Source organism: Actinomadura fibrosa (assembly GCF_900659615.1).
In the GTDB taxonomy this organism is placed as follows: Bacteria; Actinomycetota; Actinomycetes; order Streptosporangiales; family Streptosporangiaceae; genus Spirillospora; species Spirillospora fibrosa.
Genome location: NZ_CAACUY010000138.1, coordinates 1 through 23,929, shown reverse-complemented (window position 1 = coordinate 23,929; position 23,929 = coordinate 1). Strand labels below are relative to the sequence as shown.

Below are 23,929 nucleotides of genomic sequence, written 5' to 3'. Positions count from 1 at the left end.
CAGCTCGTACGGGCCGCCCGCGAGGTAGCGGACGGCGAGCGCGAGCCCCGCGACGATGCCGCCCGCGCGTCCGTCGAGAGCCTGCGCCGCCGCGGCCGGCACGTCCAGGTCGGCCTCCTGCCGCCCGCCGCCGGACGCCCCGACCTGCCGATGGACCGCGTCATCGCGCACGAGCTGGAGATCGTCGGCAGCCACGGGATGGCCGCGCACGCCTACGGGCCGATGATCGAGCTCGTCCGCTCCGGCGCCGTCCGCCCCGACCTGCTGGTCAGCCGCGTCCTCCCGCTCGCGGACGCGCCCGCCGCGCTGGCGGCGATGAGCGGCCCCGGCGTCACCATGATCGAACCGCACGCCTGAGGTCACTTCGCGGGCCGCGCCCCGAAACCGCCGAGGATCGCCTCCAGCACCGGCAGCGCCCGCCCCGCCTTCCGGGCGCGGATCACCAGGTCCCAGGCGGGCTCGAACTTCTTCCACCCGCCCGCGTAGGCCGCGTGCCGCGCCTTCCCCCGCAGCGTCGGCTTGCTCGACGCCCCCTTGAGGATGGACCCCCAGCGGTAGAAGTCGCGATAGGCCCGCCAGTACCCGTCCTCCAGCTGCCGCGCCGTCATCTTCGCGGGCTTGAAGACCACGGTGCGCGTGTCGTACCGGTCCCAGTCCCGGTGGACGAGCCGCCCCGCCTTCTCCATGCGCTCGTAGAGCCGCGTCCCCGGATACGGCGTCAGGATGTGGAACGTCGCGGTCTCGATGCCCTGCCCGACCGCCCACTCCACCGTCCGCTCGAACACGCTCGGGTCGTCCTCGTCCATCCCGAACACGAAGCTGCCGTTGACCATCACCCCGTGGTCGTGCAGCCGCCGGATCACCTGCCCGTAGTCGCGGTCGATGTTCTGCCACTTCCGCTGCTCCGCCAGGTTCCCCGCGTTCACCGTCTCGAAGCCCACGAACAGGCTCCGCAGCCCCGACTCCACGGCCTTCTCCAGCAGCCCCGGGCGCAGCACCGCCTGCACCGTCCCGGCGGCCTGCCACAGCCGCCCCATGCCCCGCATCCCGTCGAAGAGCGCCCCCGCGAACCGGGCGTTCCCGAACAGATGGTCGTCCAGGAAGTACAGGTGCCGCCCCGGCAACCGCTCGATCTCGGCCAGCGCCGCGTCCACCGTCTGCGTGTAGAACGACTTGCCGCCCTCGAAGAACGCCTCCTTGTAGCAGAAGTCGCACACGTGCGGGCACCCCCGCGACACCACGATCGAGTTCGGCACCAGGTACCGCCGCCGGTCGATCAGGTCGCGCCGGATGGGCGGCAGCTCCGCGAGCGTCCGCTCCGACGAGTCGTACCGCGGCGCCGGGCGGCCGGCGCGCAGATCGTCCAGGAACCGCGGCCAGATGTCCTCGCCGGGCCCGCAGAAGATCGTGTCGGCGTGCCGCGCGGCCTCCTCGGGCAGCGACGTCACGTGCAGCCCGCCGAGGCACACCCGCACGCCCCGCGCGCGGTAGTGGTCGGCCAGCTCGTACGCGCGGCGCGCGGAGGTGATGTAGACCTGGATCACCACGAGGTCCGGCTCGTCCGACAGGTCCACCTTCTGGACGTGCTCGTCGGTGATCGTCACCTCGTCGTCGGGCCCGAGGTACCCCGCCAGCGTGGCGAGCCCGAGCGGCGGGAACAGCGAGTACTTGATCGGCCTGAAGAACGGCGACGTCGCCTCGGTCAGGGCGGGCAGGATCATCTTCACGCGCATGCCCCCACGATGTTGTGCAAGCCCGTACGAACCGGTCAGATCCCGTGAAGATTCTGTGCGAACGGTCAGCGCGCCGGATCCGCCTCCCGCTCATCACGCGGATCCGCCGCCCACGGTTCCGGGACGCTCGTCCGAGACAACCAGACATGAGCGTCAGCCTTGGTCTCCTTGCAGACCACCTGCACGGGCCGGTACTGCGCTTGGTCGACATACCCCCCGCTCCCGGCCACATCGCCGTACAGCCGGTCCGACACGATGAGGCCCACCTCCGCCTCGGAAAGACTGATCGCCTCCTTGAACGCCGGCGCGTCCAGGAACCGGAAGAGGTGATTCACGGCATGGCCCACCACGCCGTAGGCATCTCTGTGGACGAAGCCCGCGTTCACCGCGACCCGCAACCGCATCTGCAGAGCGCGGCTGTAGAGCCGGTTGCCGTGCCGGAGCACGGCCTTCAGGTGGTGCGCGAGCGGATCGAGCAGCAGATAGGCCGGGACGTCAGGCGGCAGGACGATGAGCGCCCCGTCCCCGCGGTCCTCCACGTAGCAGGCGAGCCACGGCAGGCACGTGATCTCGAACGCCTTCCGCAGGCGCACGTACATCAACTGCCGCAACTGGGCTTGGATCGCCTCGTCGCGCTCCGGAGCGCCGAAGGACACTATGTCCACGGCGATAAGTGAGGTGTAGCCTTCAGGAAAGGTGAGCGGTGTCGGCAACCCGTCACCTGCGCGAACGCTCATCGACGATCGAGACCTTTCGGGATTCGGCGTCACGATCTCTGTCAGGATCCTGCCTTTTCAGGGCCCCGTCATCGTGCGGAACGAGCGATCGGCTCGCCTGACGACTTTGCCTGCAACCGCTCACTTCTTCATTGTCGGCCGCCATCGGAAGTGTGCCTGCCGTGAGCTGATTGCCTGGAGATGACTTGCCTCCAGGCAGATCGCAGATCTCTTTCTCTCACCTGCCAAGCCGATAACTGGCAAACGGACACCACGCGTGGTGCCGCCCGGCGTGCAGACGGGTGGCGCCGCACGCTGGATCCCGCGTTCACGCAGGTCATCGGAGTTCTTGTATCCGCAAACACCGTTTGATCACGCCCGAATACGGGCGGGACCGGCCGCTGTCCCGTAACCGCCCCAGATGTCGCACAGAATTGAGTCGTGCGACGCAGTGCGACACGAAGCCATCTGCGAGGTTCCGGATTGAGGGTTGCTGTCGTCCGGCGGGCATTGTGCCAACTCGCAAGTGGCGTCTATGGCAGTCTGCCACCTCGCTGACTTAAGGTGAGCATCTCGAAGGGCGGCGAACAGCGACGTGGCCGTTCGCGAGGAGAGTCAAATATGATCTTTGCTGGGCGAGCGAAGGGGCCGACATGGGCATGCCTTCCGGGCCTGGACCGGTGGTCCAACGCGCGATCCTGACCAGTGAGCTCCAGCGCCTCCGGCAGGAGAACGGCGCGACGCAGGACCAGGTGGCGGCCGCGCTCGACTGGTCGACCTCCAAGCTCATCCGCATCGAGGGCGGCACGGTGGGCGTCTCCACCACCGACCTGCAGGCCCTGCTGCGCTACTACGGCATCCCGGAAGGCGACCCCCAGGTCACCAGGCTGACCGAGATCGCTCGCGATGCCCGGCAGCGGGCTTGGTGGAACCTCTACAAGAGGGAGCTGAGTTCAGACTATCTGCAGTACATAGGCTACGAGATGGGCGCCTCCATCATCCGCAGCTTCACGCCGCTCGTCGTCCCCGGCCTTCTCCAACTCGAGGAGTACGCGACCGCGCTCACCAAGGAGTTCGTGCAGGCCCCCGACCAGCGCGACATCGTCGTCGAGGTTCGTCTCCGGCGGCAGGAGGAGATCTTCAACCGGAGCGAACTGCCGCAGCTCCGCATGGTCATCGATGAAGCCGTCCTGCAACGACGCGTCGGCGGGCAGGTCGATCCCGAGATCATGCCGCGTCAACTGCGCCACATCCTCGACATGCTGGAGAAGCCGAACGTGACGATCGAGATCATCCCGTTCTCGAAAGGGGCGCACTTCGGGTTGCTCGGTAACTTCACGATCCTTGAGTTCGCCGATCCCCGGCTGAACGACGTGCTGTGGCTCGAGAACGTGGGCGCGTCGGCATTGACCGTCGTCGACCGCGACACGCGCGTCACCGACTACCGCGCGGCCTTCGAGAACCTCAGGCAACTGGCCCTGCCGCCAGGTGAGGCACGCCCCTTCATCGAGGGCATCGTCTCTTCGATGGGCTGAACCGCCCGTACGGGGAAGAGTGCGTCAGGCTGCGCCGGGCCGCTCAGTGGAGATGACCGCTCCGGAGGCTGGAGAGCAGGTCGGCGAAGGCTTGCCGTGGCAAGGCCAGCACGACTCGGTGCTCGGCGTCCTTCGAGTCGCGAATCAGTATGGACCCGCCGGTCGAAGCGACCTCCACGCAGTCCATGTCCGAACTCGCGGACGCTTTGCGCCACGCGACGGCCAACCTTGGATCCCCCTCGACGTCCGGGAGACCGGATCCGCGGGATTCCAAGCCGGATCGCCGGGCCATCGTCACCTAATCCTCCTTCGGCCAGCGATGCGGTCGCAGCCGGTTGTCAAGTCAGTACCCAGAGTGATCTACCGTGGGTAAAGGACGATGATCGCCTTCGGCAAGCAAGTTTAAGCGTATGAGTAAGTCTTGTGTGGCCATTCAATGACATCGGCGCCAACTTCGCTTCCTACTGACTCGTAGGTGCACGTTTCTTCCGATCCATGCCGTTTCTAGGACGAATCGGTTTGAGGCGGTGGCTCTTTCGTTCTGTCGGTGGGGGCGTCTACGGTCGGGGCAACGTCCGCGGAGTGGGAGGGATCACATGAGCAGCGTCGTTGACCAGGAGCAGGGGTTCGAGGAGCTGGCCGACCCGTACCGGCGCGAGTTACTCGCGCACTGCTACCGGATGTCGGGGTCCATCCACGATGCCGAGGACCTCGTCCAGGAGACGTTCCTGCGGGCGTGGCGGTCGTACGAGGGCTTCGAGGGGCGGTCGTCGCTGCGGACGTGGCTGTACCGGATCGCCACGAACGTGTGCCTGACGGCGATCGACCAGCGGGGGCACCGGCCGATGCCGTCGGGGCTCGGGACGCCGGCCTCCGAGCCGGAGCGGCCCGTGGTGGCCTCGCCGGAGGTGCCGTGGCTGGAGCCGGTTCCCGACGCCGTGATCGGCGCGGACGCGGCGGACCCGGCGTCGATCGTCGCGGCCCGGGAGAGCACGCGGCTGGCGTTCGTCGCGGCGCTTCAGCACCTGCCGCCGCGGCAGCGGGTCGTGCTGATCCTGCGGGACGTCCTGAAGTGGCGCGCGGCCGAGGTCGCCGAGCTGCTGGAGACCTCGACCGCGGCGGTGAACAGCGCGCTCCAGCGGGCGCGGGCGCAGCTGGAGGAGGCCGCCCCCGTCCGGGACGAGCTGGTCGAGCCGTCCGACCCGGACCAGCGGGAGCTGCTGGAGAAGTACGCGCGGGCGTTCGACGACGCCGACATCGCGTCGCTGGTGGAGCTGTTCAAGAAGGACGCGGTGTGGGAGATGCCGCCGTTCCCCGAGTGGTTCCAGGGCGTCGACTCGATCATCCGGCTCATCAAGACCCAGTGCGCGCCGGAGCCGGGGGAGCTGCGGATGGTCCCGACGGCGGCGAACGGGCAGCCGGCGTTCGGGCTGTACCGGCGGGACGCGGACGGGGTGCACCGGCCCTTCCACCTCCAGGTCCTGACGATCACGGGGGAGGGGGTCTCGCAGGTCTCCGCGTTCTTCGACACCACGCTGTTCGCGAAGTTCGGGCTGCCCGAGCACCTCTGATCGCGCTCCGCTCCTTCCGCTCAGCGGAAACCCCGGGACGGCGCCGCGGGAGGTGGCTGCCAGGCTGGGGGCAGTGGCGGGCCCTGGTCCGCCGGAGCGGAAGCGGAGGCGCATGGACGAGGTCGTGGGGTCGGCTGCGGAGGCCGTCGCCGGCATCGGTGACGGGGCCTCGCTCGCCGTCGGCGGCTTCGGGCCCTGCGGGGTGCCCACGGTCCTGACCTTCGAGCGGGGCTCGCGGGACCTGCGGGTCGTGGCGAACACCTCCGGGCTGGGCGGCAAGGGGTTCGGGAAGAGCTGCTCGCCGCGCGCCGCATCGCCCGCGCGATGGACTCCTACGTGGGCGAGAACAAGGAGTTCGCGCGCCGGTACCTCGGCGGCCGCATCGACATCGCGAGGCTCGGCGCGGGGCGACTTGGCCAACCGGTCGGCGCCCGGCAAGACGATCAAGGCGGTGGGTCTCGTGCACGGGGCTCGCCGGGTGGTCGTCGTGATGGGGCACACCGCCTGGGACGGCTCCCCGATGAGCGTCGGAGAGTGCTCGCTGCCGCGCACCGGCAAGGGCTGCGTCGAGCCCGTCATCACCGGCTTGGACGTGACGGACGAGGGGCTCGTCCTGGTCGGGACGGCCCCCGGGGCGATCACCGAGGAGATCCGCGCGGCCACGGAGCCGGAGCGGCTCGAACGCGCCGCGGCAGAAGGGAAGACGGCATGACGGACCCCCACCCCCCGTACCTGTCCCCGGGCTACCGGAGCACGGTCCTCCGCGCTCCGGCGCGGGAGCTGGTGATGCCGAAGCTCGGCCCGGACAGCGTGGAGCTGACCTCGCCGGTCTTCGGGCACCAGGAGCTCGGGCGGCTCGACAACGACCTCACCAGGCAGCACTCCGGCGAGCCGATCGGCGAGCGGATCATCGTGACCGGGCGGGTGCTGGACGGCGCGGGACGCCCGGTGCCCGACGCGCTGGTCGAGGTGTGGCAGGCGAACGCCGCGGGCCGCTACCCGCACCTGGCCGACCAGCATCCGGCGCCCCTCGACCCGAACTTCACCGGCGCGGGGCGGTGCCTCACCGACGCCGACGGCCGCTACCGGTTCGTCACGATCAAGCCGGGCGCCTACCCGTGGCGCAACCACCACAACGCCTGGCGGCCCGCGCACATCCACTTCTCGGTGTTCGGGACGGCGTTCACGCAGCGGCTGGTCACCCAGATGTACTTCCCCGGCGACCCGCTGTTCCCGTTCGACCCGATCTTCCAGTCGATCCCGCGGCAGGAGGACCGCGAGAAGCTGATCTGCCGGTTCGACATGGACACCACCGTCCCGGAATGGGCGCTCGGCCACCAGTGGGACATCGTGCTCGGCGACACCCCGATGGAGGCCTGATGACCACCCCGTCCCAGACCGTCGGCCCGTTCTTCGGGTACGGGCTGCCCTACGAGGGCGGCTCGGAGCTCGTGCCCGGCTGGCGGCCGGACGCGATCCGCGTGCGCGGCCGGGTCCTCGACGGCGCGGGCGAGCCGGTGCCGGACGCGCTGGTCGAGATCTGGCAGGCCGACGGGTCGGGCGAGATCCCGCGGCGGCCGGGCGGCCTCGTGCGGGCCGGGCACGACTTCTCCGGCTTCGGGCGCTGCCCCACCGACGCGGCGGGCGGCTACTGGTTCGGCACGGTGAAGCCCGGCCCGGTCGGGGAGGGCGCGCCCTACATCGCGGTGCTGGTGTTCGCGCGGGGGCTGCTCAAGCCCGTGTTCACCCGGCTGTACTTCCCCGAGGACGGCGCGGCCCACGGCACCGACCCGCTGCTCGCGGAGGTCCCGGCCGAGCGGCGCGCGACCCTGATCGCCGAGCGGGAGGGCGAGCGGGAGTACCGTTTCGACATCCACCTGCAAGGCGAGCGGGAGACTGTCTTCCTTGGATTCTGACCGACCGGCCGGTCCCGCGCCCGACGCGGGGCTGCTGTCGCCCGTCCGCGCCGGGACGGAGGCCGAGGCCGCCACGGGCGACGCGGCCTGCCTGGCGGCGATGCTCGACGCGGAGGCGGCGCTCGCCCGCGCGCAGGCGAAACTCGGGATCATCCCGGCGGACGCGGCGGAGCTGATCGCCCGGGCCGCCGCGTCCGGGCGGATCGACCTCGCGGACGTGGCGCGGCGGGCGCGGGGGGCGGGCAACCCGGTCGTCCCGCTGGTCGCCGACCTGCGGGAGCTGGCCGGCCCGGCGGGCGAGCACGTCCACCGGGGCGCCACCAGCCAGGACATCGTCGACACCGCCGCGATGCTCGTCGCGGCCCGGACCAGGCGCGCCGCCCTCGCCCATCTCGACCGGGCACTGGACGCCCTTTCCGGGCTCGCGGAACGGCACCGCGGCACGCCGATGGCCGGCCGGACGCTCGGGCGGCAGGCGCTGCCGACGACGTTCGGGGCGAAGGCTGCGGGCTGGCTGCTCGGCGTCCTGGAGGCCCGCGACCGGCTGGCCGCCGTCCCGCTGCCGGTGCAGCTCGGCGGTGCCGCCGGAACCCTGAACGCCTACGGCGACCAGGGGCTCGACCTCGTCACGGCGTTCGCGGCCGAGACGGGCCTGGCCGAGCCGCTGCTGCCGTGGCACACGCGCCGCACGCCCGTCGCCGAGCTCGCCGCGGCGCTCGCGCTGACCGCCGGGGCCCTCGGCAAGGTCGGCACGGACGTGTGGCTGCTCGCCCAGAGCGAGGTGGACGAGGTCGCCGAGGCGGCCGGGCCGGGCAGGGGCGGCTCGTCCGCGATGCCGCACAAGCGGAACCCGGCGCTGGCGACGCTGGTCCGGTCCGCCGCGCTCCAGGTCCCCGCGTACGCGCAGGTGGTGCTCGCGGCGCAGGCCGCGCCGCTGGAGCGCCCGGCGGGGGAGTGGCACGCCGAGTGGCAGCCGCTCCGCGAGTGCCTGCGCCTCACCGGCGGCGCCGCCGAGACCGCCGCCGAGCTGCTGTCCGGCCTGGAGGTGCGCCCCGAGCGGATGCGCGCCAACCTCGACGGCCTGCTCGCCGTGCTCGGCGAGGACCCGGGCCCCGGTGCCGCGACCGCCCTGGTCGACCGGGCCGTCGCCGCCTACCGGAGGAGCCGCGCGTGACCCAGCCCGTACCGGCGCCCGTGCCGCGCCATCGCCTCGACGGGCCGGAGGACGCGCCCGTCGTCGTCCTCGGCCCGTCCCTCGGTACCACGGCCGACCTCTGGCAACCGCAGCTGCCCGCCCTGGCCGAGCGGTGGCGGGTGGTCCGGTTCGAGCTGCCCGGGCACGGCGGCGCGCCGGTCCCGGACGGCCCGTTCACCGTCGGCGACCTCGCGGACGGCGTCGCCGCGCTGCTCGACCGGCTCGGCGTTGCCGAGGCCGCCTACGCCGGGGTGTCGCTCGGCGGCGCGATCGGCGCCGAGCTCGCGCTGCGGGCCCCGGAGCGCGTCGGCAGCCTCGTGCTGTGCTGCACGTCGCCGCGGTTCGGCGAGCCGGGGCCGTGGCGGGAACGCGCCGCGCTCGTCCGCGGGAAGGGCATGGGGCCGGTGGCCGAGGCCGCCGCGGGCCGCTGGTTCACGCCGGGCTTCGGCGGCGCCGCGCCCTACGTGGCGATGGTCGCGGCCGCCGACCCGGCCGGGTACGCGGCCTGCTGCGACGCCCTCGCGCGCTTCGACGCCGCGGACCGGCTCGGGGAGATCGCCGCGCCGACGCTCGTCGTCGCCGGGGCGGAGGACGTCCCGACGCCGCCGCGGGGCCACGCCGACCGGCTCGCGGACGGCATCCCGGACGCCCGCCTCGTCATCGTGGAGGGCGCCGGGCACCTGGCGAACGCCGAGCGGCCCGAGGCCGTCACCGAGGCGATCACCGCGCATCTGGACCGCACGTGGAAGGGGACGTCCCGTTGAGCCGCGACCAGGACATGACGGACGAGCGGCGGCACGCCGAGGGCATGAAGACCCGCCGCGAGGTGCTGGGGGACGCGCACGTCGACCGCGCGCAGGCCCGGACGGACGCGTTCACCGCCGACTTCCAGGACCTGATCACCCGGTACGCGTGGGGGGAGATCTGGAGCCGTCCCGGGCTCGACCGCCGGACGCGGAGCTGCATCACGCTGACCGCGATGGTCGCGGGCGGGCACCTGGAGGAGCTCGCCATGCACGTCCGGGCCGCGCTCCGCAACGGGCTGACCCGCGACGAGATCAAGGAGGTCCTCCTCCAGACCGCGATCTACTGCGGCGTCCCGGCGGCCAACTCGGCGTTCGCCGTCGCCCAGCGGGTACTGGCCGAGGAGGAGTGATCGCCGCGGTGGCGGCCGCCGGAAGGGGCACGGGCCGGAAGGGCATGGCTGAGGGGAATGGCTGAGCGCGCGCGGCCGATCAGCGTGGCGGGGAAGGTGATGGCCATCCTGGACGCCTTCGCCCTCGGCGACGTGCGCCTGAACCTCAGCGAGATCTGCCGCCGGTCCGGCCTGCCGCTCGCGACCGGGCACCGGCTCGTCGGGGAGCTCGTCGCGGGCGGGTTCCTGGAGCGGGTCCCGGACGGGACGTACCGGATCGGCACCCGGCTGTGGCGCATCGGCAGCCAGGCGCCCGCGGTCACCGGCCTCCGCGAGCTCGCGCTGCCGCACATGGAGGACCTGTACGAGGCCACGCACGACAACGTCCAGCTCGCGGTGCTGCGGGACCGGCGGGTGCTGGTCGTCGAGCGGCTGCGCGGGACGCGGTCGGTGCCGGTCGTGACGCAGGTCGGCGCGACGCTGCCGCTGCACGCCACCGGGGTCGGCAAGGTGCTGCTGGCGTACGCGCCGGCGGAGGTCCGGGAGGCGGTGCTGGCGGGCGGGCTGCCCCGGCACGCCCCGCGGACGATCACCGATCCGGAGGAGCTGCGGCGCTGCGTGGAGCAGGTCCGGCGGTCCGGGTACTCGGTGACCCGCGACGAGATGACGCTCGGCGCCGCGTCCGTCGGCGCCCCGGTGCGCGACGCGGAGGGCGCGGTGGTCGCGGCGCTGTCGCTCGTGTCGCGGACGCGCAGCGCCGACCTGCGGCGGCTGCTGCCGCCGCTCACGACGGCGGCGCGGGCGCTGTCGCGGGACGTGGCCGCGCACTGGCGGGGCCGGCCGGACGCGCTTTCCGCCGAGCGGAAGGCCGGGGCCTGAACCTGCGGCTTCACGCGGGACCATCGCGGAGGACGTCCATGACGAGGAGGCTCGATGCGCACCCAGGTCGCGATCGTGGGCGGCGGCCCGGCGGGGCTGCTGCTGTCGCAGCTGCTGCACCGGCGGGGGATCGCCTCGGTGGTCCTGGAGAGCCGCGACCGCCGCTACGTGGAGCAGCGGCAGCGGGCCGGGATGCTGGAGCAGGGCACGACGGACGTGCTCCGCGAGAGCGGCGCGGGGGAGCGCCTCGACCGCGAGGGCCTCGTCCACCACGGCCTTGAGCTGCGGTTCGGCGGCGCGGGGCACCGGATCCCGCTCACCGAGATGACCGGCCGCACGGTGACGGTCTACGCGCAGACCGAGATCGTCAAGGACCTGGTGGCGCTGCGGCTGGCGGACGGCGGCGACGTGCGGTTCGAGGCGGAGGTCCTGGAGATCGACGCGTCCGCGCCGAGCGTGACGTTCCGGCACGAGGGCCGGGTGGAGACGCTCGACTGCGACTACGTGGCGGGCTGCGACGGCTTCCACGGGGTGAGCAGGCCCGCCGTCCCGGGCATCCGGACGTTCGCCCGCGACTACCCGTTCGCGTGGCTCGGGATCCTCGCGGACGTCCCGCCGTCCACGGACGAGCTCATCTACGCGCACTCCGACCGCGGGTTCGCGCTGCACAGCCTCCGCTCGCCGAAGGTCTCCCGCCTCTACCTCCAGGTCGCCCCGGACGAGGACCTCGGCGCCTGGTCCGACGCCCGGATCTGGGACGAGCTGGCGGCGCGGTTCGCGACCGGCGACGGCTGGAGGCTGCGGGAGGGGCCGATCACCGACAGGGCGGTGACGCCGATGCGCAGCTTCGTCGCCGAGCCGATGCGCCACGACCGGCTGTTCCTCGCCGGGGACGCGGCGCACATCGTCCCGCCGACCGGGGCGAAGGGCCTGAACCTGGCGGTCTCGGACGTCACCGTGCTCGCCCGGGCGCTGGCGGAGCGGTACGAGACGGGTTCGGAGCGCCTGCTCGACGACTACTCCGCGACGTGCCTGCGGCGGGTCTGGCGGGCCGAGCACTTCTCGTACTGGATGACGACGCTGCTGCACGCCGATCCGGAGGCGGACGAGTTCGCGCGGCGGTTGCAGCGCTCGCATCTGGAGTACGTCACGTCCTCGGAGGCCGCGGCGACGACGCTGGCCGAGAACTATGTGGGACTCCCTCTCGCCTGAGGCGCGGAGCCTCACGCAGGCTGATCCGTTCACGACGGCGCCCCCGCCCGGCCGGCGGGGGCGCCGTCGTCGTTGGGCGCGCTCGTCGTTGGTGGCGCTCGTCGTTGGGGCGCTCGTCGTTGAGGGCGCTCGTCGTTGAGGGCGCTCGTCGTTGGGGTGCCGCCGCCGGGGCGGCCTGGTCGGAGGCGCGGCGGCGGTCCGTCACGAGTGGTGACCCGCCGTGGATGAGATGCACATCACGTAACTTGTCAGCTCCTGCAATTTTGCCGATCGCGCAAGTTTGTCCTACGGTGGAGGACATGTCGGAGATGGGGCTGCGTGAGCGCAAGAAGGTCGCGACCCGCGAGGCCCTCAGCCGCGCGGCCGCGCGGCTGGCGGTCGAGCACGGCGTGGAGCGGGTGACGGTCGAGGGGATCGCCGCCGAGGCGGGCGTCTCCGCCCGCACGTTCCACAACTACTTCGCCTCCAAGGAGGAGGCGATCGTCGCCCCGCTCACCGACGGGGCGCGCGCCGTGATCGACGGGCTGCGGGCCCGCCCGGCGGGCGAGCCGATCTGGGACGCGATCCGGCACGTCGTCACCGGCGTGGTGCTGCCCGCCGACGGGCGGGACGAGACCATCGCGCTGGCGCGCGTGGTCAAGCGGAACCCCGCCCTGGTCGCCAGCCAGCTCTGCGGGCTCGGCGAGATGCAGCGGCAGATCGCCGAGGTCGTCGCCGGGCGCACCGGCACCGAGGCGCGCCGCGACCTCTACCCGCACCTGCTCGCGGGGGCGGCGGCGCTCGCCATGCGCACCGCCGTCGACCTGTGGGCGGACGGCGGTACCGGCGCCGACCTGCCCGAGCTGATCGACTCCGCCTTCGCGCAGCTCCGCGCGGGCCTCCCCGCACCCCCGGCCGGGCCGTCCAGCTGACGGCCGCCTCCCCCCACCCTCCAGTGACCGCCCTCCCAGTGACCGATGGGACAGTTCCTTGGCCACCTTCCTCTACCGGCTCGGCCGGTTCTCCTTCCGGCGGCGCAGGCTCGTCGCGCTGATCTGGGTGGGGCTTCTGGTCCTCTTCGGGATCGGCGCCGCGGCGCTCAAGGGCCCCACCAGCAACGACTTCTCGATCCCCGGCACCGAGTCGCAGAAGGCGATCGACCTGCTGGAGGAGCGGATGCCGCAGGCGTCCGCCGACGGCGCCCTGGCGCGGGTCGTGTTCGCCGCGCCGTCCGGGGCGAAGGTGACCGACCCGGCCGCGAAGGCCGCGGTCGGGCAGGTCGTCGCGAAGCTGCGGACGGCGCCGCAGGTCGCCTCGGTCGTCGACCCCTTCCAGACGGGCTTCGTCTCCCGGGACGGGCGGATCGCCTACACGCAGGTCACCTACAAGGTGCCGCCGATCGACGTGACGGACGGGGCGCGGGACGCGCTCGCCGCCGCGGCCGGCCCGGGCCGGGCCGCCGGGCTCCAGGTGGAGATGGGCGGCACCGCGACCGAGGCGATGCCCGAGCAGAGCGCCACCGAGATCATCGGCGTCGCGGTCGCGGCCGTCGTGCTGATCATCACGTTCGGGTCGCTCATCGCGGCCGGGCTGCCGCTGCTCAACGCGATCCTCGGCGTCGGCATCGCGATGGCGGGCATCACCGCGGCGACCGGCCTGTTCGAGATGAGCTCCACCACGTCCACGCTCGCGCTGATGCTCGGGCTCGCCGTCGCCATCGACTACGCCCTGTTCATCGTCTCCCGCTACCGGCATGAGCTGGAGGAGGGACGGCCCGGCGAGGAGGCCGCGGGACGCGCGGTCGGCACGGCCGGCTCCGCGGTGGTCTTCGCGGGCCTCACCGTGGTGATCGCGCTCGCGGGCCTCGCGGTCGTCGGCATCCCGCTGCTCACCGAGATGGGGCTGGCCGCCGCGTTCGCCGTGGTGGTCGCCGTCCTCATCGCGCTCAGCCTGCTGCCCGCGCTGCTCGGCTTCGCCGGACGCAAGGTCATGGGCGGGTGGCTGCCCGGCCTGCGCGGCGGGCGCCCGGCGCACGGCCGGCCGCCGCTGGGGGAGCGGTGGGCCCGGTTCATCGTCCGCCGCCCGCTGCCGGTGCTGCTGGCCGCCGTCGCCGGGATGGCCGTGATCGCCGTCCCTGCCCTCGACCTGCGGCTCGGGCTGCCCGGCGACGAGGTCGCCGCGCCGTCCAGCACCCAGCGCAAGGCCTACGACCTGCTCGACGAGGGCTTCGGCGCCGGCTTCAACGGCCCGCTCATGGTCGTCGTGGACGCCGGGCGGGGCGGCGCGGCCAAGGCGCCCGCCGAGCGGTTCGCCGCCGAGGTGAAGGGCCTCGGCGACGTCGCCGCGGTGACCGCGCCGGCGACCGGCCCGTCCGGCGACACGGCCGTGCTGACCGTGGTGCCGAAGAGCGGCCCGAGCACCGCCGCGACCGAGGACCTCGTCTCGGCGATCCGCGACCGCGGGGACGGGCTGCGCGCGGCCACCGGCGCGCGGGCCATGGTGACCGGGCAGACCGCGATCGCGATCGACGTGTCGGCGAAGCTCGGCCAGGCCCTCCTGCCCTACCTGGCGCTCGTCGTCGGCCTGGCGTTCCTGCTGCTCATGCTCGTGTTCCGGTCGCTGCTGGTGCCGCTGAAGGCCACGCTCGGCTTCCTGCTCACGGTCGCGGCGACCTTCGGCGCCGTCGTCGCGGTGTTCCAGTGGGGCTGGCTCGCCGGGCTGCTCGGCGTCGCCGAGACCGGCCCGATCATGAGCATGATGCCGATCTTCCTGATCGGCGTGGTGTTCGGCCTCGCCATGGACTACCAGGTCTTCCTGGTCACCCGGATGCGGGAGGAGTTCGTGCACGGCGCCGAGCCGGGCGCGGCGGTCGTGACCGGGTTCCGGCACGGCGCACGCGTCGTCACCGCCGCCGCCGTCATCATGATCGCCGTGTTCGCGGGCTTCGTGGCCTCGTCCGAATCGATGATCAAGATGATGGGCTTCGCGCTGGCCGCGGGCGTCGCCTTCGACGCCTTCGTCGTCCGGATGACGATCGTCCCGGCGGTGATGGCGCTGTTCGGCCGCGCCGCCTGGTGGCTGCCGCGGTGGCTGGCGCGCGCCGTCCCCAACGTCGACGTCGAAGGTGAGAGGCTTCGGCATCTGCTCGACGACGGCGGCGCCGCCCGCCCCGGCGAGCGCGAGCTCGACACCGCCCGCACCTGACGGGCCCGGGCCGCCTCCGACCGGGGGCGGCCCGGCCCCGCGCCGTACGCCGCCGCGCCGGGAACCCCGGGCCGGCGGGCCCACCCCGCAAAGGACAGCACATGAGCCTCCTTGAGCAGCCGCCCCGGCCTGCCAGTTCGTTCGCGCGGCTGCGCGGACCGGTACGGGACGGACGCTCCCGGTGCGGCGGCGGACCGGGCGGGCGGCCCCGCCCCGTCCGCGAGCTCGTCCTGATCGTCCTGCTGTTCGGGGTGTACAAGCTCGGGCGGCTGCTGGCGAGCGGCCGGGTGTCGGAGGCGCTGGCCAACGCCCGCGGCGTCTGGGACCTCGAACGCGCCGCGCGGCTGCCCAGCGAGACCGCCGTCCAGCACGGGCTGCTGCACAGCGAGGCCCTCGTCCACGCCGCCAACTGCTACTACGCCTACGTGCACTTCCCGGCGACCGCGGCGTTCCTGCTGTGGATCTACCTGCGGCGCCCCGCCCACTACCGGTGGATCCGGCGGGTCGTCGTGGCGCTCACGGGCGCGGGGCTCGTGCTGCACCTGCTCGTCCCGCTCGCGCCGCCGCGGATGCTGGCCGCCACCGGGCTCATCGACACCGGCGCCCGGTTCGGCCCCGCGGTCTACGGGGCGCCGCAGACCGACACCATGGCCAACCAGTACGCGGCCATGCCGTCCCTGCACATCGGCTGGGCCGCCGTCGTCGCGATGGGCCTCATCGTCACGTCGCGGACGCGCTGGCGGTGGCTGTGGCTCCTGCACCCCCTCGCCACCGTCGCCGTCGTCGTGAGCACCGCCAACCACTACTGGCTGGACGGCATCGTCGTGCTGTCCCTGCTGGCGGCGACCGTGCTCCTGATCCGCCCGCCCCGTCCCGCCGGCCGTCCCGTCAACGGAGCCGCCGGCGGGGCCGCGAGCGGGGCCGCCGCTCAGCCGCCCGGCACGGCGCCCAGCGTGTCGAGCAGCTCGGCGACCGGCGCCAGCCTCTCGTAGAGCAGCAGGACCGGCTCGTCCGGCCCCGCGATGTCCAGCGCCGCCGTCAGCGCCCCCTTGAGGTCGCCGGCCGGATGGGGCCGCACGTCCGGGCGGCCCGCCCGCAGCCCCTCGACGATCAGCCGGGTCATCTCGCCGGGCCGCCGGCCGCGCAGGTCCTCGTCCTCGTAGACGACGACGCGGTCGAACGTCCCCGCGATCGCCCGCGCGGTCTCCCGCACCAGCTCGTCGGACCGGTCGCCGGGCAGCGTGACCGCGGCGACGCCGGCACGGCCCCAGCGCCGCCCGACGAGGGCGCCCATCGCCTCCGCCGCCGCCGGGTTGTGCGCGTAGTCCACCAGGACGGGACGCGCGCCGACCCGGTACACGCAGCCCCGCCCCGGGTTCAGCGCGTGCGGCTCGAAGGTGCGCAGCGCGCCGGCGAGGACGTCCACCGGGACGTCGAGGGCGCGGGCGGCGGCCACCGCGGCGAGCGCGTCGGCGATCACGTGCGCGGCGTCGCCGCCGAACGCGCCCGCGACCTCGTCGGCCGGGAGCACGCGGGTGCGGCGCCCGCCGCGCGCCTCCGTCAGCCACCCGTGCTCCACGAAGTAGGCGGTGCCTCCACTGTGCAGGTGCGCGGCCACGCGGGGCGCGTCCGGCGACAGCGCGAAGTAGCGCAGCACCGGCTCGCGGGCGCGGACCGCCGCCCGCCCGGCGAGGCCCGCGGCCGCGTCGTCCTCGGCGTTCAGGACGAGGTGCCCGCCGCGGCGGATCTCCTCGGCGACCAGCGCCTTGATGTCGACCAGGTCGTCCAGCGACTCCGTGCCGTCCATGCCGAGGTGGTCGCGGGTGATGTTGGTGACGACCGCGACGTCCGCGCGGTCGTAGCCGAGGCCGCGGCGCACGATCCCGCCCCGCGCCGTCTCCAGCACGACCGCCTCCACCGACCGGTCGCCGAGCACCATCTCCGCGGACCGCGGCCCGGACGCGTCGGACCGGTGCACGAGCCGCCCGCCGACGTACACCCCCTCCGTGCTCGTCATCCCGGTCCGCAGCCCGCCCAGCCGCAGCATGTGCGCGATCATCCGGACGGTGGTGGTCTTGCCGTTCGTGCCGGTCACCGACACGATCGGGACGCGGGACGGCGCGCCCGGCGGGTACATCAGGTCGATGATGTCGCCGGCGACGTCCCGGCCCGGCCCCTCGTGCGGGGCGAGGTGCATGCGCAGCCCCGGCGCGGCGTTGACCTCCAGGACGCCGGCGGCGCCGCGCTCGGCGGGCGGCGGCGCGGCGATGTCGGGCAGCCGCAGGTCGATGCCGCACACGTCCATGCCCACGGTCGCGGCGGCGCGGACGCACATCGCGGCGATGTCCGGGTGGACCTCGCCGGTCACGTCGCGGCTGGTGCCGCCCGTGGACAGGTTCGCGTTGCGCCGCAGCCACACCGTCTCCCCGGCGGCGGGGACGGTCTCCGGGCCGTGGCCCTGCCGGGCGAGCAGCCCGAGCTCGGTGTCGCCGAGCGCCAGCCGCGTCAGCGGCCGGTCGTGGCCCGCGCCACGCGCCGGATCGGCGTTGACCCGCTCGACCAGCGCCGCGACCGTGGAGGTCCCGTCACCGGTCAGGCGGGCGGCCGTGAGCCGCGCGGCGGCCGCCACCCGGCCGCCGACGACCAGGACCCGGTAGTCCTCGCCGGGGACGTAGGACTCGACGAGCACCGCGCCGGCGTCCCCGGCCGCGGCGGCGAACGCGGCGACGACCTCGGGCGGGCTCGTCAGCTCGACGTGCACGCCCTCCCCCTGGTGCCCCGACAGCGGCTTGACGACCACCGGGGCGCCGATGTCGCGCAGCGCCTCCAGGGCCTCGGCGGGCGACGCCGCCACCCGGCCGTCCGGGACGGGCACGCCCGCCTCGGCGAGCAGGCGGTGCGCCAGCCGCTTGTCCGCCGCGACCTCCATGCCGATCGCGGACGTGCCGTCCGTCATCGCCGCCCAGACGGTCCGGCGGTGCCGCCCGTAGCCGAGCTGGAGCAGGTTGAGGTCGCCGACGCGGCGGACCGGCACGTCCCGGCGGCGCGCCGCGCGGGCCAGCGCCGAGGTGCTCACCCCGAGCCGCCCGGACTCGTGGTCGGCCGCGATGCGCGCGAGGTCCTCGGTCACGTCCGGTGCGAGGCCGCAGAGGGTGCCGTTCACGAGCCGCAGGGCGAGGGTGACGAGGTCCTCCACGACCGTCCCGCCGGACGGCTCGTCGCGCGGGCACTCCAGGATCACGTCGTACAGGCCGGGCTCGCCCGCGCCGACCGTCCGGCCGAAGTAGACCTCGCGGCCGATGAGCCCGGACAGCTCCAGCGCAACGTGTTCGGTGACGTGGCCGAAGTAGGTGCCCCGCGCCATCGCGTCGAGCAGCCCGCCGGGGCGGCCCGCCGAGCAGTGGTGGGAGGCCAGCCCGGGCAGCGCCGCCGCGAGCCGGCCGGCGAATCCGGGGTGGTCGGTGGTCTCATGGCCGGTCAGGCCCTGGAGGTCGAGCCGCGCGATGGCCACGGGCCGGGACAGGTAGACGTTCGGGCCGCCCAGGCGGCGGACGGAGTCGAGCCGCACGGGTCACTCCTCCTCGGGGCCGCGCACGGCCCCGATGGCGGGCAGGCGGTCGTTCATCTGGAACGAGCAGCCGGCGGGCAGCAGGTGCAGCGACACGTCGAACATCGCCATCGGCTCGTCGTCGGCGGCGGCGTAGGCGACCGTGGACTGGCCCGCGTCCACGACCGTGACGACGCCCGTGCCGACCACCGCGAAGTGCCCGTCGCCGACCACGATCGCGGTGTCCTCGTCGATGCCGACGCCGAGCAGCCGCGTGTCCAGTGCGATGCCGCTCAGCAGCCGCGGCAGCCGGCCGCGCTCGTTGAAGTGCATGTCGATCAGCACGTTGTCGAGCAGCGACAGCCCGGGGCCGACCTTCACGCTGGACGCGGCGACCTCGTGGCCGTGGCCGCCGAGGATCATCCAATGCCCCATCGCGGTCGCGCCGGCGCTCGTCCCCGCGATGACCAGGCCCTCCTGCTCCAGCCGCCGCTTCAGCAGCTCGTTGGTGCGGGACCCGACGAGGGTCCGGATCCGCGACTGGTCGCCGCCGCTGAACAGCACCCCCGTGGCCGACTCCAGCGCCCGCAGCGTCGCCGCGTCGTCCGCGGCGGCCCGGCCGAGCAGCCGCAGCTCCCGCACCGACGACACGCCGAGCCGCCCGAACACGGCGGTGTACTCCTCCGCGACCTCCTCCGGCACCTCGGTCGCGGTCGTCATCACCACGATCCGCGCGTCCTCGTGCCCCGACAGCTCGACGAACGTCTCCAGCGGGCCGGCGCCGCAGGTCCGGTTCTCCGCCCCTCCGATGATCAGCAGCCGGCCCTTCCGGCCGGCACCCCCCAGTTTCTCTGTCACATCCCGTAGCTACCCTTTGATGACGGTCCGTAGTCTTTCGATCGCCGCCGCCGGGCGTGTCATGCTGGGCGCATGAGCGGCAGTCCGGCCTCCTCCGACGGCCCCGCCGCGGCGGTCGCCGCCGCGTCCGCGCACTACCTGCGGGGCGAGCCGGTCGACATGTCCGCGCTGGCCGCCGAGCTCGGCGTCGGCCGCGCCACCCTCTACCGGTGGGTCGGCGGCCGGGAGCGGCTGCTCGGGACGGTCCTCGCCGACATGACCGAGCGCACCTACCGGGGCGTGATCAGGGGCGTGAGCGGCACCGGGGCGGACCGGATCATCACCGTCCTCGACCGGTTCATGCGCGCGGTCGTGGACGCCGCGCCGCTGAAGGCGTTCACCGAGCGCGAGCCCCGGCTGTTCGTCCGGCTCGCCACGATGCCGGGCGCGATCGAGGACCGCGCGACCGGCCTGCTCGCGGCGGAGCTGCGGGCCGAGACCGAGCGCGGGGCGCTGCGGGTGCCGCTGCCGACCCGGACGCTCGCGCAGGCCATCGTCCGCATCGCCGACTCGTTCATGTACGCGCACTTCCTGGGCGGGACCGAGCCGGAGATCGACACGGCCCTGGAGGTGGTCGCGCTGCTCCTGCGGCCCTACCCGGGGGAGGGCTTGGGGGAGGGCACGGTAGCGGGCGCGGACGCGTCCGGGGAATCTCTCCGGCCCGGGGAACGCTGAATCTTTTATGGGGAATGACCATTTTGTGGCATTCACCCGCATGAGAGGCTGAAGATCATTGGACGCATCGTCGAACGAGGAGCGGTCCAGCCGTGACTGACATACCCCGCCGGGCGGTGACGCGGACCGCCAAGCTCGCCAGCCTGCCGCTCGGATTCGCCGGGCGCACCGCCCTCGGGCTGGGCAAGCGCACCATCGGCCGGCCCGCCGAGGCCGTCGCGCTGGAGGTCCAGCGCCGCACCGCCGAGCAGCTGTTCGCCGTGCTCGGCGAGCTCAAGGGCGGCGCGATGAAGGTCGGCCAGCTGCTGTCGATCTTCGAGGCCGGGCTGCCCGAGGAGGTCGCCGGGCCGTTCCGCGCGAGCCTCACCCGGCTCCAGGAGGCGGCGCCGCCGATGCCCGCCGCCACCACCCACCGGGTGCTCGCCGAGGGGCTCGGCGAGGACTGGCGCGACCGGTTCGCCGAGTTCGACGACCGCCCGGCCGCCGCCGCGTCGATCGGGCAGGTGCACCGGGCCGTCTGGCACGACGGGCGCGCCGTCGCCGTCAAGGTGCAGTACCCCGGCGCCGCGCAGGCGCTGATGAGCGACTTCAACCAGATCTCCCGGCTGAGCCGGCTGTTCACCCCGCTGTTCCCCGGCGTCGAGGTCAAGCCGGTGGTGGCCGACCTCAAGCGGCGGCTGGAGAAGGAGCTCGACTACGTCGACGAGGCCCGCGCCCAGACGGCCTTCCACGACGCCTACGCGGACGACCCCGACTTCGTCGTCCCCGCCGTCGTCGCCCAGTCGGGCAACGTCCTCGTCACCGAGTGGCTCGGCGGCACCCCGCTCGCCAGGGTGATCGCCGAGGGCGGCCAGGAGGAGCGCGACCGCGCCGGGCTGCTGCTGTTCCGCTTCCTGCTGTCGGGCCCGGCCCGCTGCGAGATGATCCACATCGACCCGCACCCCGGCAACTTCCGGATGCTGGACGACGGGCGCCTCGGCGTCATGGACTTCGGCGGCGCGGCGCACGTCCCGGCCGAGCTCCAGTGGTCGATCGGCCGCCTGCTGCGCATCGGGACGCTCGGCGACCCCGAGGAGATGGTCGAGGTGCTGCGGGACGAGGGCTTCCTCGACCCGGACGCGGACGTCGACGCCGGCCAGGTGGCCGAGCTCGTCGCGCCGCACGCCGCCCCGTTCGCCGTCGAGCGGTTCCGGTACTCGCGCGCGTGGCTGCGCGAGCAGACCGCGCGCGGGCTCGGCCTCGCCTCCGACATGCGCCCCGGCGCCCTCGCCCGCCAGTTCCGGCTGCCGCCGCAGTACCTGGCCGTCAGCCGCGCGCTGTCGGGCTGCGGCGGCGTGCTGTGCCAGCTGGAGGCCGAGGGCCCGTTCCGCGCCGAGGCCGAGCGCTGGCTGCCCGGCTTCGCCGACGGCGACGACCCGGACGCGACGGAGCCGGAGGAGGCCACCGCCTGACCTCGGCCCGTGCCCCGGCCTTCCCCCGGCCGGCGCTCCGGCCCGCGACCGGGTCAGCCGAGGACCTGGGCCTCTTCCTGCTCGACCTGGCGGTTCCACTCGCGCTTGGACGACTGCCAGCCGTCCTCGTCGCGGCCCACGCGCCAGTACCCGGAGATGGACAGCTGCTCTAGCGGCAGCCCCCGGTCGACCCGCAGGTGCCGGCGCAGCGCCTTGACGAAGCCCGCCTCACCGTGCACGAACGCGTGCACCCGGCCGTCCGGGAAGTCCAGCTTCTGGACGGCCTCGACGAGCAGGTCGCCGGGCGCCCCGCCGTTCCGGTGCAGCCAGACGATCTCCGCGTCGCCGGGGGTCCGCAGGTCCTGCTCCTCCTCCGGCCCGGCCACCTCGACGAACACGCGCGCGGGCGCGCCCTCGGGGATCCGCTCCAGCGACGCCGCGATCGCCGGGAGCGCCGCCTCGTCGCCGACCAGCAGGTGCCAGTCCGCGTCGGCGCTCGGGGCGTAGGCCCCGCCCGGCCCGTTGAACAGCACCTCCTCGCCCGGCTGGACGCGCGCCGCCCAGGGGCCCGCGATGCCCTTGTCGCCGTGGTGGACGAAGTCGATGGTCAGCTCCACCGCCTCGGGGTCCCAGGAGCGGACCGTGTAGGTCCGGACGCTCGGCCACTGGTCGCGCGGCAGCTCCGCCCTGACCTTCTCCATGTCGAACGGCTCCGGGTACGCGACACCCGGCTTCGGGAACAGGAGCTTCACGTAGTGGTCGGTGTACGCTCCCGCGCCGAACCCGGCGAGGGACTCCCCGCCGAGCACGACGCGGATCATGTGCGGCGTGACGCGCTCGGTGCGCAGCACCGTCCCGCGGTTGAGCCTCGGCCTCTTGCGCGCAGGTTCCGTCGCCATCGAGCCCTCCGGTGATCGAAGTCACGTGTTAGGTGACCCTAACCTTACGTGCTCCGCGGATGTTCCCGCCGCCCGGCCGGATCCGGCTGGCCGGGACGTGCCACATCCCGAACCGGGACGGGGCCGCGCCCGTGGTGGGGGCGACATGCCCGACACCTGGAGGGACCGTGTGATGCGATCGACGATCTGGCTCGGCACCGCCGTCCTCGCGGCGGCGCTCGTCCTCCCCGCCGGAGCCGCGCGGGCCGCGGGCGCCTGGACGGCCTCCCCGGCCACCGGGGTGAGCGGTCCCGTGAGCAGCCACGGCGACACCGACGCGTGGGCGCTCGGCAGCCCGGGCTTCGCGCACTGGAACGGCACGTCCTGGCAGCAGGTCCCGGCCCCGGCCGGGCGCGGGACGGTCCTCGCCATCAGTGCCGGCGGTCCCGCCGGCACGTGGGCGGTCGGCAAGGCCGCCGGCTCGGGCTACCGCGTGTCCAGCCCCCAGATCGAGCGCTGGGACGGCTCCGCCTGGAGCATCGTCCCCAGCCCGGCGATCTCCGCCCGCAACGCGGCGCTGCACGGCGTCGCCGCCGTCGGCCCCGCCGACGCCTGGGCGGTCGGCACCGACGGGCGCCGCGCCCTCGTCGAGCACTGGGACGGGACGGCCTGGAGCCGCGTCGCCGTCCCCGAGGAGGGAGCCCCCTTCAGCTCGCGGCTGGCGGCCGTCAGCGCCCGCTCCGCCACCGACGTCTGGGCCGTCGGGACGCACAGCAACGATGCGCCGCAGCCCGACTCCCTGTACGCGCTCCACTACGACGGGTCCGCGTGGAGCGTCGTCCCGATGGCGCAGACCGGGAGCCAGACGAACAGCGACAGCCCCGTCGCCACCGGCGCGGTCGCCGTGGCCGCGAACGACGTCTGGGCGGTCGGCTACCGGAGCGGCTTCGGCACGCCGGTCACGCTCACCGAGCACTGGGACGGCAGCCGCTGGACGATCGTCCCGAGCCCCTACGACCACCTGCCTCCGTCCGCGAACTCGATCGCCAGCGGCTCGCTGGCGGCCGTCACGGCCCGCTCCTCGCACGAGGTCTGGGCCGGCGGCTCCTCCTTCACCTTCACCGACGGCGACCCCGCCGGCGTCTACCACGCCCTCCTGATCCGCTGGGACGGCACCCGCTGGACCGAGGAGCCCGCGCCGACCACGGGCACGTACAACGCCGTCCAGGGGATCTCCACCACGCTCGGCGGCGGCGTCGTCTGGGCCACCAACGCCGGAACCCCGAACCTTCTCGTCCACCCGTGACCGAGGCCCCACCGGAAGGCGGCCGGCCCCGCGGGCGCGCACACCCGCGGGGCCGGACCGTCAGCGGACGCCGGCGGGACGCGCGCCCGCCGGCGCGGCC

At 74.0% G+C, this 23,929-nt stretch carries 22 protein-coding genes and 1 pseudogene; 17 read left to right on the top strand and 6 right to left on the bottom strand.

The features are described from left to right. Window positions 1–357, top strand: a pseudogene (locus tag E1300_RS32655) (alcohol dehydrogenase); the annotation flags it as partial. Window positions 358–359: 2 nt separating this feature from the next. Here the strand turns inward: E1300_RS32655 and E1300_RS32650 are convergent. Then, complete coding sequence (locus E1300_RS32650) at window positions 360–1,733, bottom strand: B12-binding domain-containing radical SAM protein (protein WP_131760959.1); 1,374 nt, start codon at window positions 1,731–1,733, stop codon at window positions 360–362. Window positions 1,734–1,798: 65 nt separating this feature from the next. Then, complete coding sequence (locus E1300_RS32645) at window positions 1,799–2,470, bottom strand: hypothetical protein (protein ID WP_131760958.1); 672 nt, start codon at window positions 2,468–2,470, stop codon at window positions 1,799–1,801. A 632-nt stretch (window positions 2,471–3,102) separates the two neighbouring features. On the opposite strand from E1300_RS32645, the gene E1300_RS32640 reads away from it, so the two are divergent. After that, window positions 3,103–3,984 (top strand): helix-turn-helix domain-containing protein, encoded by an 882-nt coding sequence (locus tag E1300_RS32640; protein ID WP_242619529.1) that lies wholly within the window; start codon window positions 3,103–3,105, stop codon window positions 3,982–3,984. A gap of 43 nt (window positions 3,985–4,027) precedes the next feature. Here E1300_RS32640 and E1300_RS53570 read toward each other — a convergent pair whose 3' ends face one another. After that, window positions 4,028–4,276: a DUF397 domain-containing protein gene (locus tag E1300_RS53570; RefSeq protein ID WP_207400080.1), complete on the bottom strand. Its 249-nt coding sequence runs from the start codon at window positions 4,274–4,276 to the stop codon at window positions 4,028–4,030. A gap of 304 nt (window positions 4,277–4,580) precedes the next feature. Between E1300_RS53570 and E1300_RS32630 the strand changes: the two genes are divergently transcribed. From E1300_RS32630 to E1300_RS32575, 12 genes are all read left to right on the top strand, one after another. Then, window positions 4,581–5,555 carry a sigma-70 family RNA polymerase sigma factor gene (locus tag E1300_RS32630; protein WP_131760956.1) on the top strand — a complete coding sequence of 325 codons (975 nt, stop codon included), beginning with the start codon at window positions 4,581–4,583 and terminating at the stop codon, window positions 5,553–5,555. Window positions 5,556–5,667: 112 nt separating this feature from the next. Next, the gene (locus E1300_RS51810; protein ID WP_131760955.1) at window positions 5,668–6,267 is read left to right on the top strand and encodes a CoA-transferase; all 600 of its coding nucleotides are present in this window, start codon (window positions 5,668–5,670) and stop codon (window positions 6,265–6,267) included. After that, complete coding sequence (gene pcaH, locus E1300_RS32620) at window positions 6,264–6,935, top strand: protocatechuate 3,4-dioxygenase subunit beta (RefSeq protein WP_131760954.1); 672 nt, start codon at window positions 6,264–6,266, stop codon at window positions 6,933–6,935. Before E1300_RS51810 ends, pcaH begins: the two co-directional genes overlap by 4 nt. Continuing rightward, the gene (gene pcaG / locus E1300_RS32615) at window positions 6,935–7,471 is read left to right on the top strand and encodes a protocatechuate 3,4-dioxygenase subunit alpha (protein WP_131760953.1); all 537 of its coding nucleotides are present in this window, start codon (window positions 6,935–6,937) and stop codon (window positions 7,469–7,471) included. The genes pcaH and pcaG overlap by 1 nt, the downstream gene beginning before the upstream one ends. Beyond that, window positions 7,461–8,645, top strand: coding sequence for a 3-carboxy-cis,cis-muconate cycloisomerase (pcaB, locus tag E1300_RS32610; RefSeq protein WP_131760952.1), 1,185 nt, complete (start codon window positions 7,461–7,463; stop codon window positions 8,643–8,645). The genes pcaG and pcaB overlap by 11 nt, the downstream gene beginning before the upstream one ends. Further along, entirely contained in the window at window positions 8,642–9,430 is a 789-nt protein-coding gene (gene pcaD / locus E1300_RS32605; protein ID WP_131760951.1) for a 3-oxoadipate enol-lactonase, read from the top strand. Before pcaB ends, pcaD begins: the two co-directional genes overlap by 4 nt. Next, on the top strand, window positions 9,427–9,822 hold the full coding sequence (pcaC, locus tag E1300_RS53740; RefSeq protein WP_306440688.1) for a 4-carboxymuconolactone decarboxylase: 396 nt from the start codon (window positions 9,427–9,429) through the stop codon (window positions 9,820–9,822). Before pcaD ends, pcaC begins: the two co-directional genes overlap by 4 nt. A 57-nt stretch (window positions 9,823–9,879) precedes the next feature. Next, window positions 9,880–10,680 (top strand): IclR family transcriptional regulator, encoded by an 801-nt coding sequence (locus tag E1300_RS32595; RefSeq protein WP_131760950.1) that lies wholly within the window; start codon window positions 9,880–9,882, stop codon window positions 10,678–10,680. A gap of 54 nt (window positions 10,681–10,734) precedes the next feature. After that, on the top strand, window positions 10,735–11,892 hold the full coding sequence (locus E1300_RS32590) for a 4-hydroxybenzoate 3-monooxygenase (RefSeq protein ID WP_131760949.1): 1,158 nt from the start codon (window positions 10,735–10,737) through the stop codon (window positions 11,890–11,892). Window positions 11,893–12,191: 299 nt separating this feature from the next. Further along, window positions 12,192–12,803, top strand: a complete 612-nt coding sequence (locus E1300_RS32585) for a TetR/AcrR family transcriptional regulator (RefSeq protein WP_131760948.1) — start codon at window positions 12,192–12,194, stop codon at window positions 12,801–12,803. Window positions 12,804–12,861: 58 nt separating this feature from the next. Continuing rightward, window positions 12,862–15,075, top strand: coding sequence for an MMPL family transporter (locus E1300_RS32580; protein WP_131760947.1), 2,214 nt, complete (start codon window positions 12,862–12,864; stop codon window positions 15,073–15,075). A 101-nt stretch (window positions 15,076–15,176) separates the two neighbouring features. Further along, window positions 15,177–16,067 carry a phosphatase PAP2 family protein gene (locus E1300_RS32575; RefSeq protein WP_131760946.1) on the top strand — a complete coding sequence of 297 codons (891 nt, stop codon included), beginning with the start codon at window positions 15,177–15,179 and terminating at the stop codon, window positions 16,065–16,067. On the opposite strand, the gene cphA is transcribed toward E1300_RS32575, so the two are convergent. Together cphA and E1300_RS32565 are read right to left on the bottom strand one after the other, a co-directional pair. Continuing rightward, a complete protein-coding gene (cphA, locus tag E1300_RS32570; RefSeq protein WP_131760945.1) occupies window positions 16,004–18,643 on the bottom strand; it encodes a cyanophycin synthetase in 2,640 nt (879 codons plus the stop codon). The two genes, E1300_RS32575 and cphA, sit on opposite strands and share 64 nt — an antisense overlap. Before the next feature lie 3 nt (window positions 18,644–18,646). Continuing rightward, complete coding sequence (locus E1300_RS32565) at window positions 18,647–19,480, bottom strand: cyanophycinase (protein ID WP_207400079.1); 834 nt, start codon at window positions 19,478–19,480, stop codon at window positions 18,647–18,649. Between the two features lie 72 nt (window positions 19,481–19,552). Between E1300_RS32565 and E1300_RS32560 the strand changes: the two genes are divergently transcribed. Continuing rightward, window positions 19,553–20,194, top strand: coding sequence for a QsdR family transcriptional regulator (locus E1300_RS32560; protein ID WP_165503095.1), 642 nt, complete (start codon window positions 19,553–19,555; stop codon window positions 20,192–20,194). Between the two features lie 92 nt (window positions 20,195–20,286). Further along, window positions 20,287–21,645: an ABC1 kinase family protein gene (locus E1300_RS32555; RefSeq protein WP_165503094.1), complete on the top strand. Its 1,359-nt coding sequence runs from the start codon at window positions 20,287–20,289 to the stop codon at window positions 21,643–21,645. 53 nt (window positions 21,646–21,698) lie between these two features. Here the strand turns inward: E1300_RS32555 and E1300_RS32550 are convergent, their stop codons facing one another. Then, window positions 21,699–22,544, bottom strand: coding sequence for a siderophore-interacting protein (locus E1300_RS32550; protein WP_131760944.1), 846 nt, complete (start codon window positions 22,542–22,544; stop codon window positions 21,699–21,701). A 172-nt stretch (window positions 22,545–22,716) separates the two neighbouring features. Between E1300_RS32550 and E1300_RS32545 the strand changes: the two genes are divergently transcribed. Further along, window positions 22,717–23,829, top strand: coding sequence for a hypothetical protein (locus tag E1300_RS32545; protein WP_131760943.1), 1,113 nt, complete (start codon window positions 22,717–22,719; stop codon window positions 23,827–23,829). The last annotated feature ends 100 nt before the right edge of the window (window positions 23,830–23,929 follow it).

Bases quoted from the DNA above. Each gene is read 5' to 3' on its own strand.
- E1300_RS32545 (WP_131760943.1), top strand. From the start codon at position 22,717: ATGCGATCGACGATCTGGCTCGGCACCGCCGTCCTCGCGGCGGCGCTC.
- E1300_RS32550 (WP_131760944.1), bottom strand. From the start codon at position 22,544: ATGGCGACGGAACCTGCGCGCAAGAGGCCGAGGCTCAACCGCGGGACG.
- E1300_RS32650 (WP_131760959.1), bottom strand. From the start codon at position 1,733: ATGCGCGTGAAGATGATCCTGCCCGCCCTGACCGAGGCGACGTCGCCG.
- E1300_RS32630 (WP_131760956.1), top strand. From the start codon at position 4,581: ATGAGCAGCGTCGTTGACCAGGAGCAGGGGTTCGAGGAGCTGGCCGAC.
- pcaH (WP_131760954.1), top strand. From the start codon at position 6,264: ATGACGGACCCCCACCCCCCGTACCTGTCCCCGGGCTACCGGAGCACG.
- E1300_RS32575 (WP_131760946.1), top strand. From the start codon at position 15,177: ATGAGCCTCCTTGAGCAGCCGCCCCGGCCTGCCAGTTCGTTCGCGCGG.
- E1300_RS32645 (WP_131760958.1), bottom strand. From the start codon at position 2,470: ATGAGCGTTCGCGCAGGTGACGGGTTGCCGACACCGCTCACCTTTCCT.
- E1300_RS32590 (WP_131760949.1), top strand. From the start codon at position 10,735: ATGCGCACCCAGGTCGCGATCGTGGGCGGCGGCCCGGCGGGGCTGCTG.
- E1300_RS51810 (WP_131760955.1), top strand. From the start codon at position 5,668: ATGGACGAGGTCGTGGGGTCGGCTGCGGAGGCCGTCGCCGGCATCGGT.
- pcaG (WP_131760953.1), top strand. From the start codon at position 6,935: ATGACCACCCCGTCCCAGACCGTCGGCCCGTTCTTCGGGTACGGGCTG.
- E1300_RS32585 (WP_131760948.1), top strand. From the start codon at position 12,192: ATGTCGGAGATGGGGCTGCGTGAGCGCAAGAAGGTCGCGACCCGCGAG.
- E1300_RS32595 (WP_131760950.1), top strand. From the start codon at position 9,880: ATGGCTGAGCGCGCGCGGCCGATCAGCGTGGCGGGGAAGGTGATGGCC.
- E1300_RS32640 (WP_242619529.1), top strand. From the start codon at position 3,103: ATGGGCATGCCTTCCGGGCCTGGACCGGTGGTCCAACGCGCGATCCTG.
- E1300_RS32560 (WP_165503095.1), top strand. From the start codon at position 19,553: ATGAGCGGCAGTCCGGCCTCCTCCGACGGCCCCGCCGCGGCGGTCGCC.
- E1300_RS53570 (WP_207400080.1), bottom strand. From the start codon at position 4,276: ATGGCCCGGCGATCCGGCTTGGAATCCCGCGGATCCGGTCTCCCGGAC.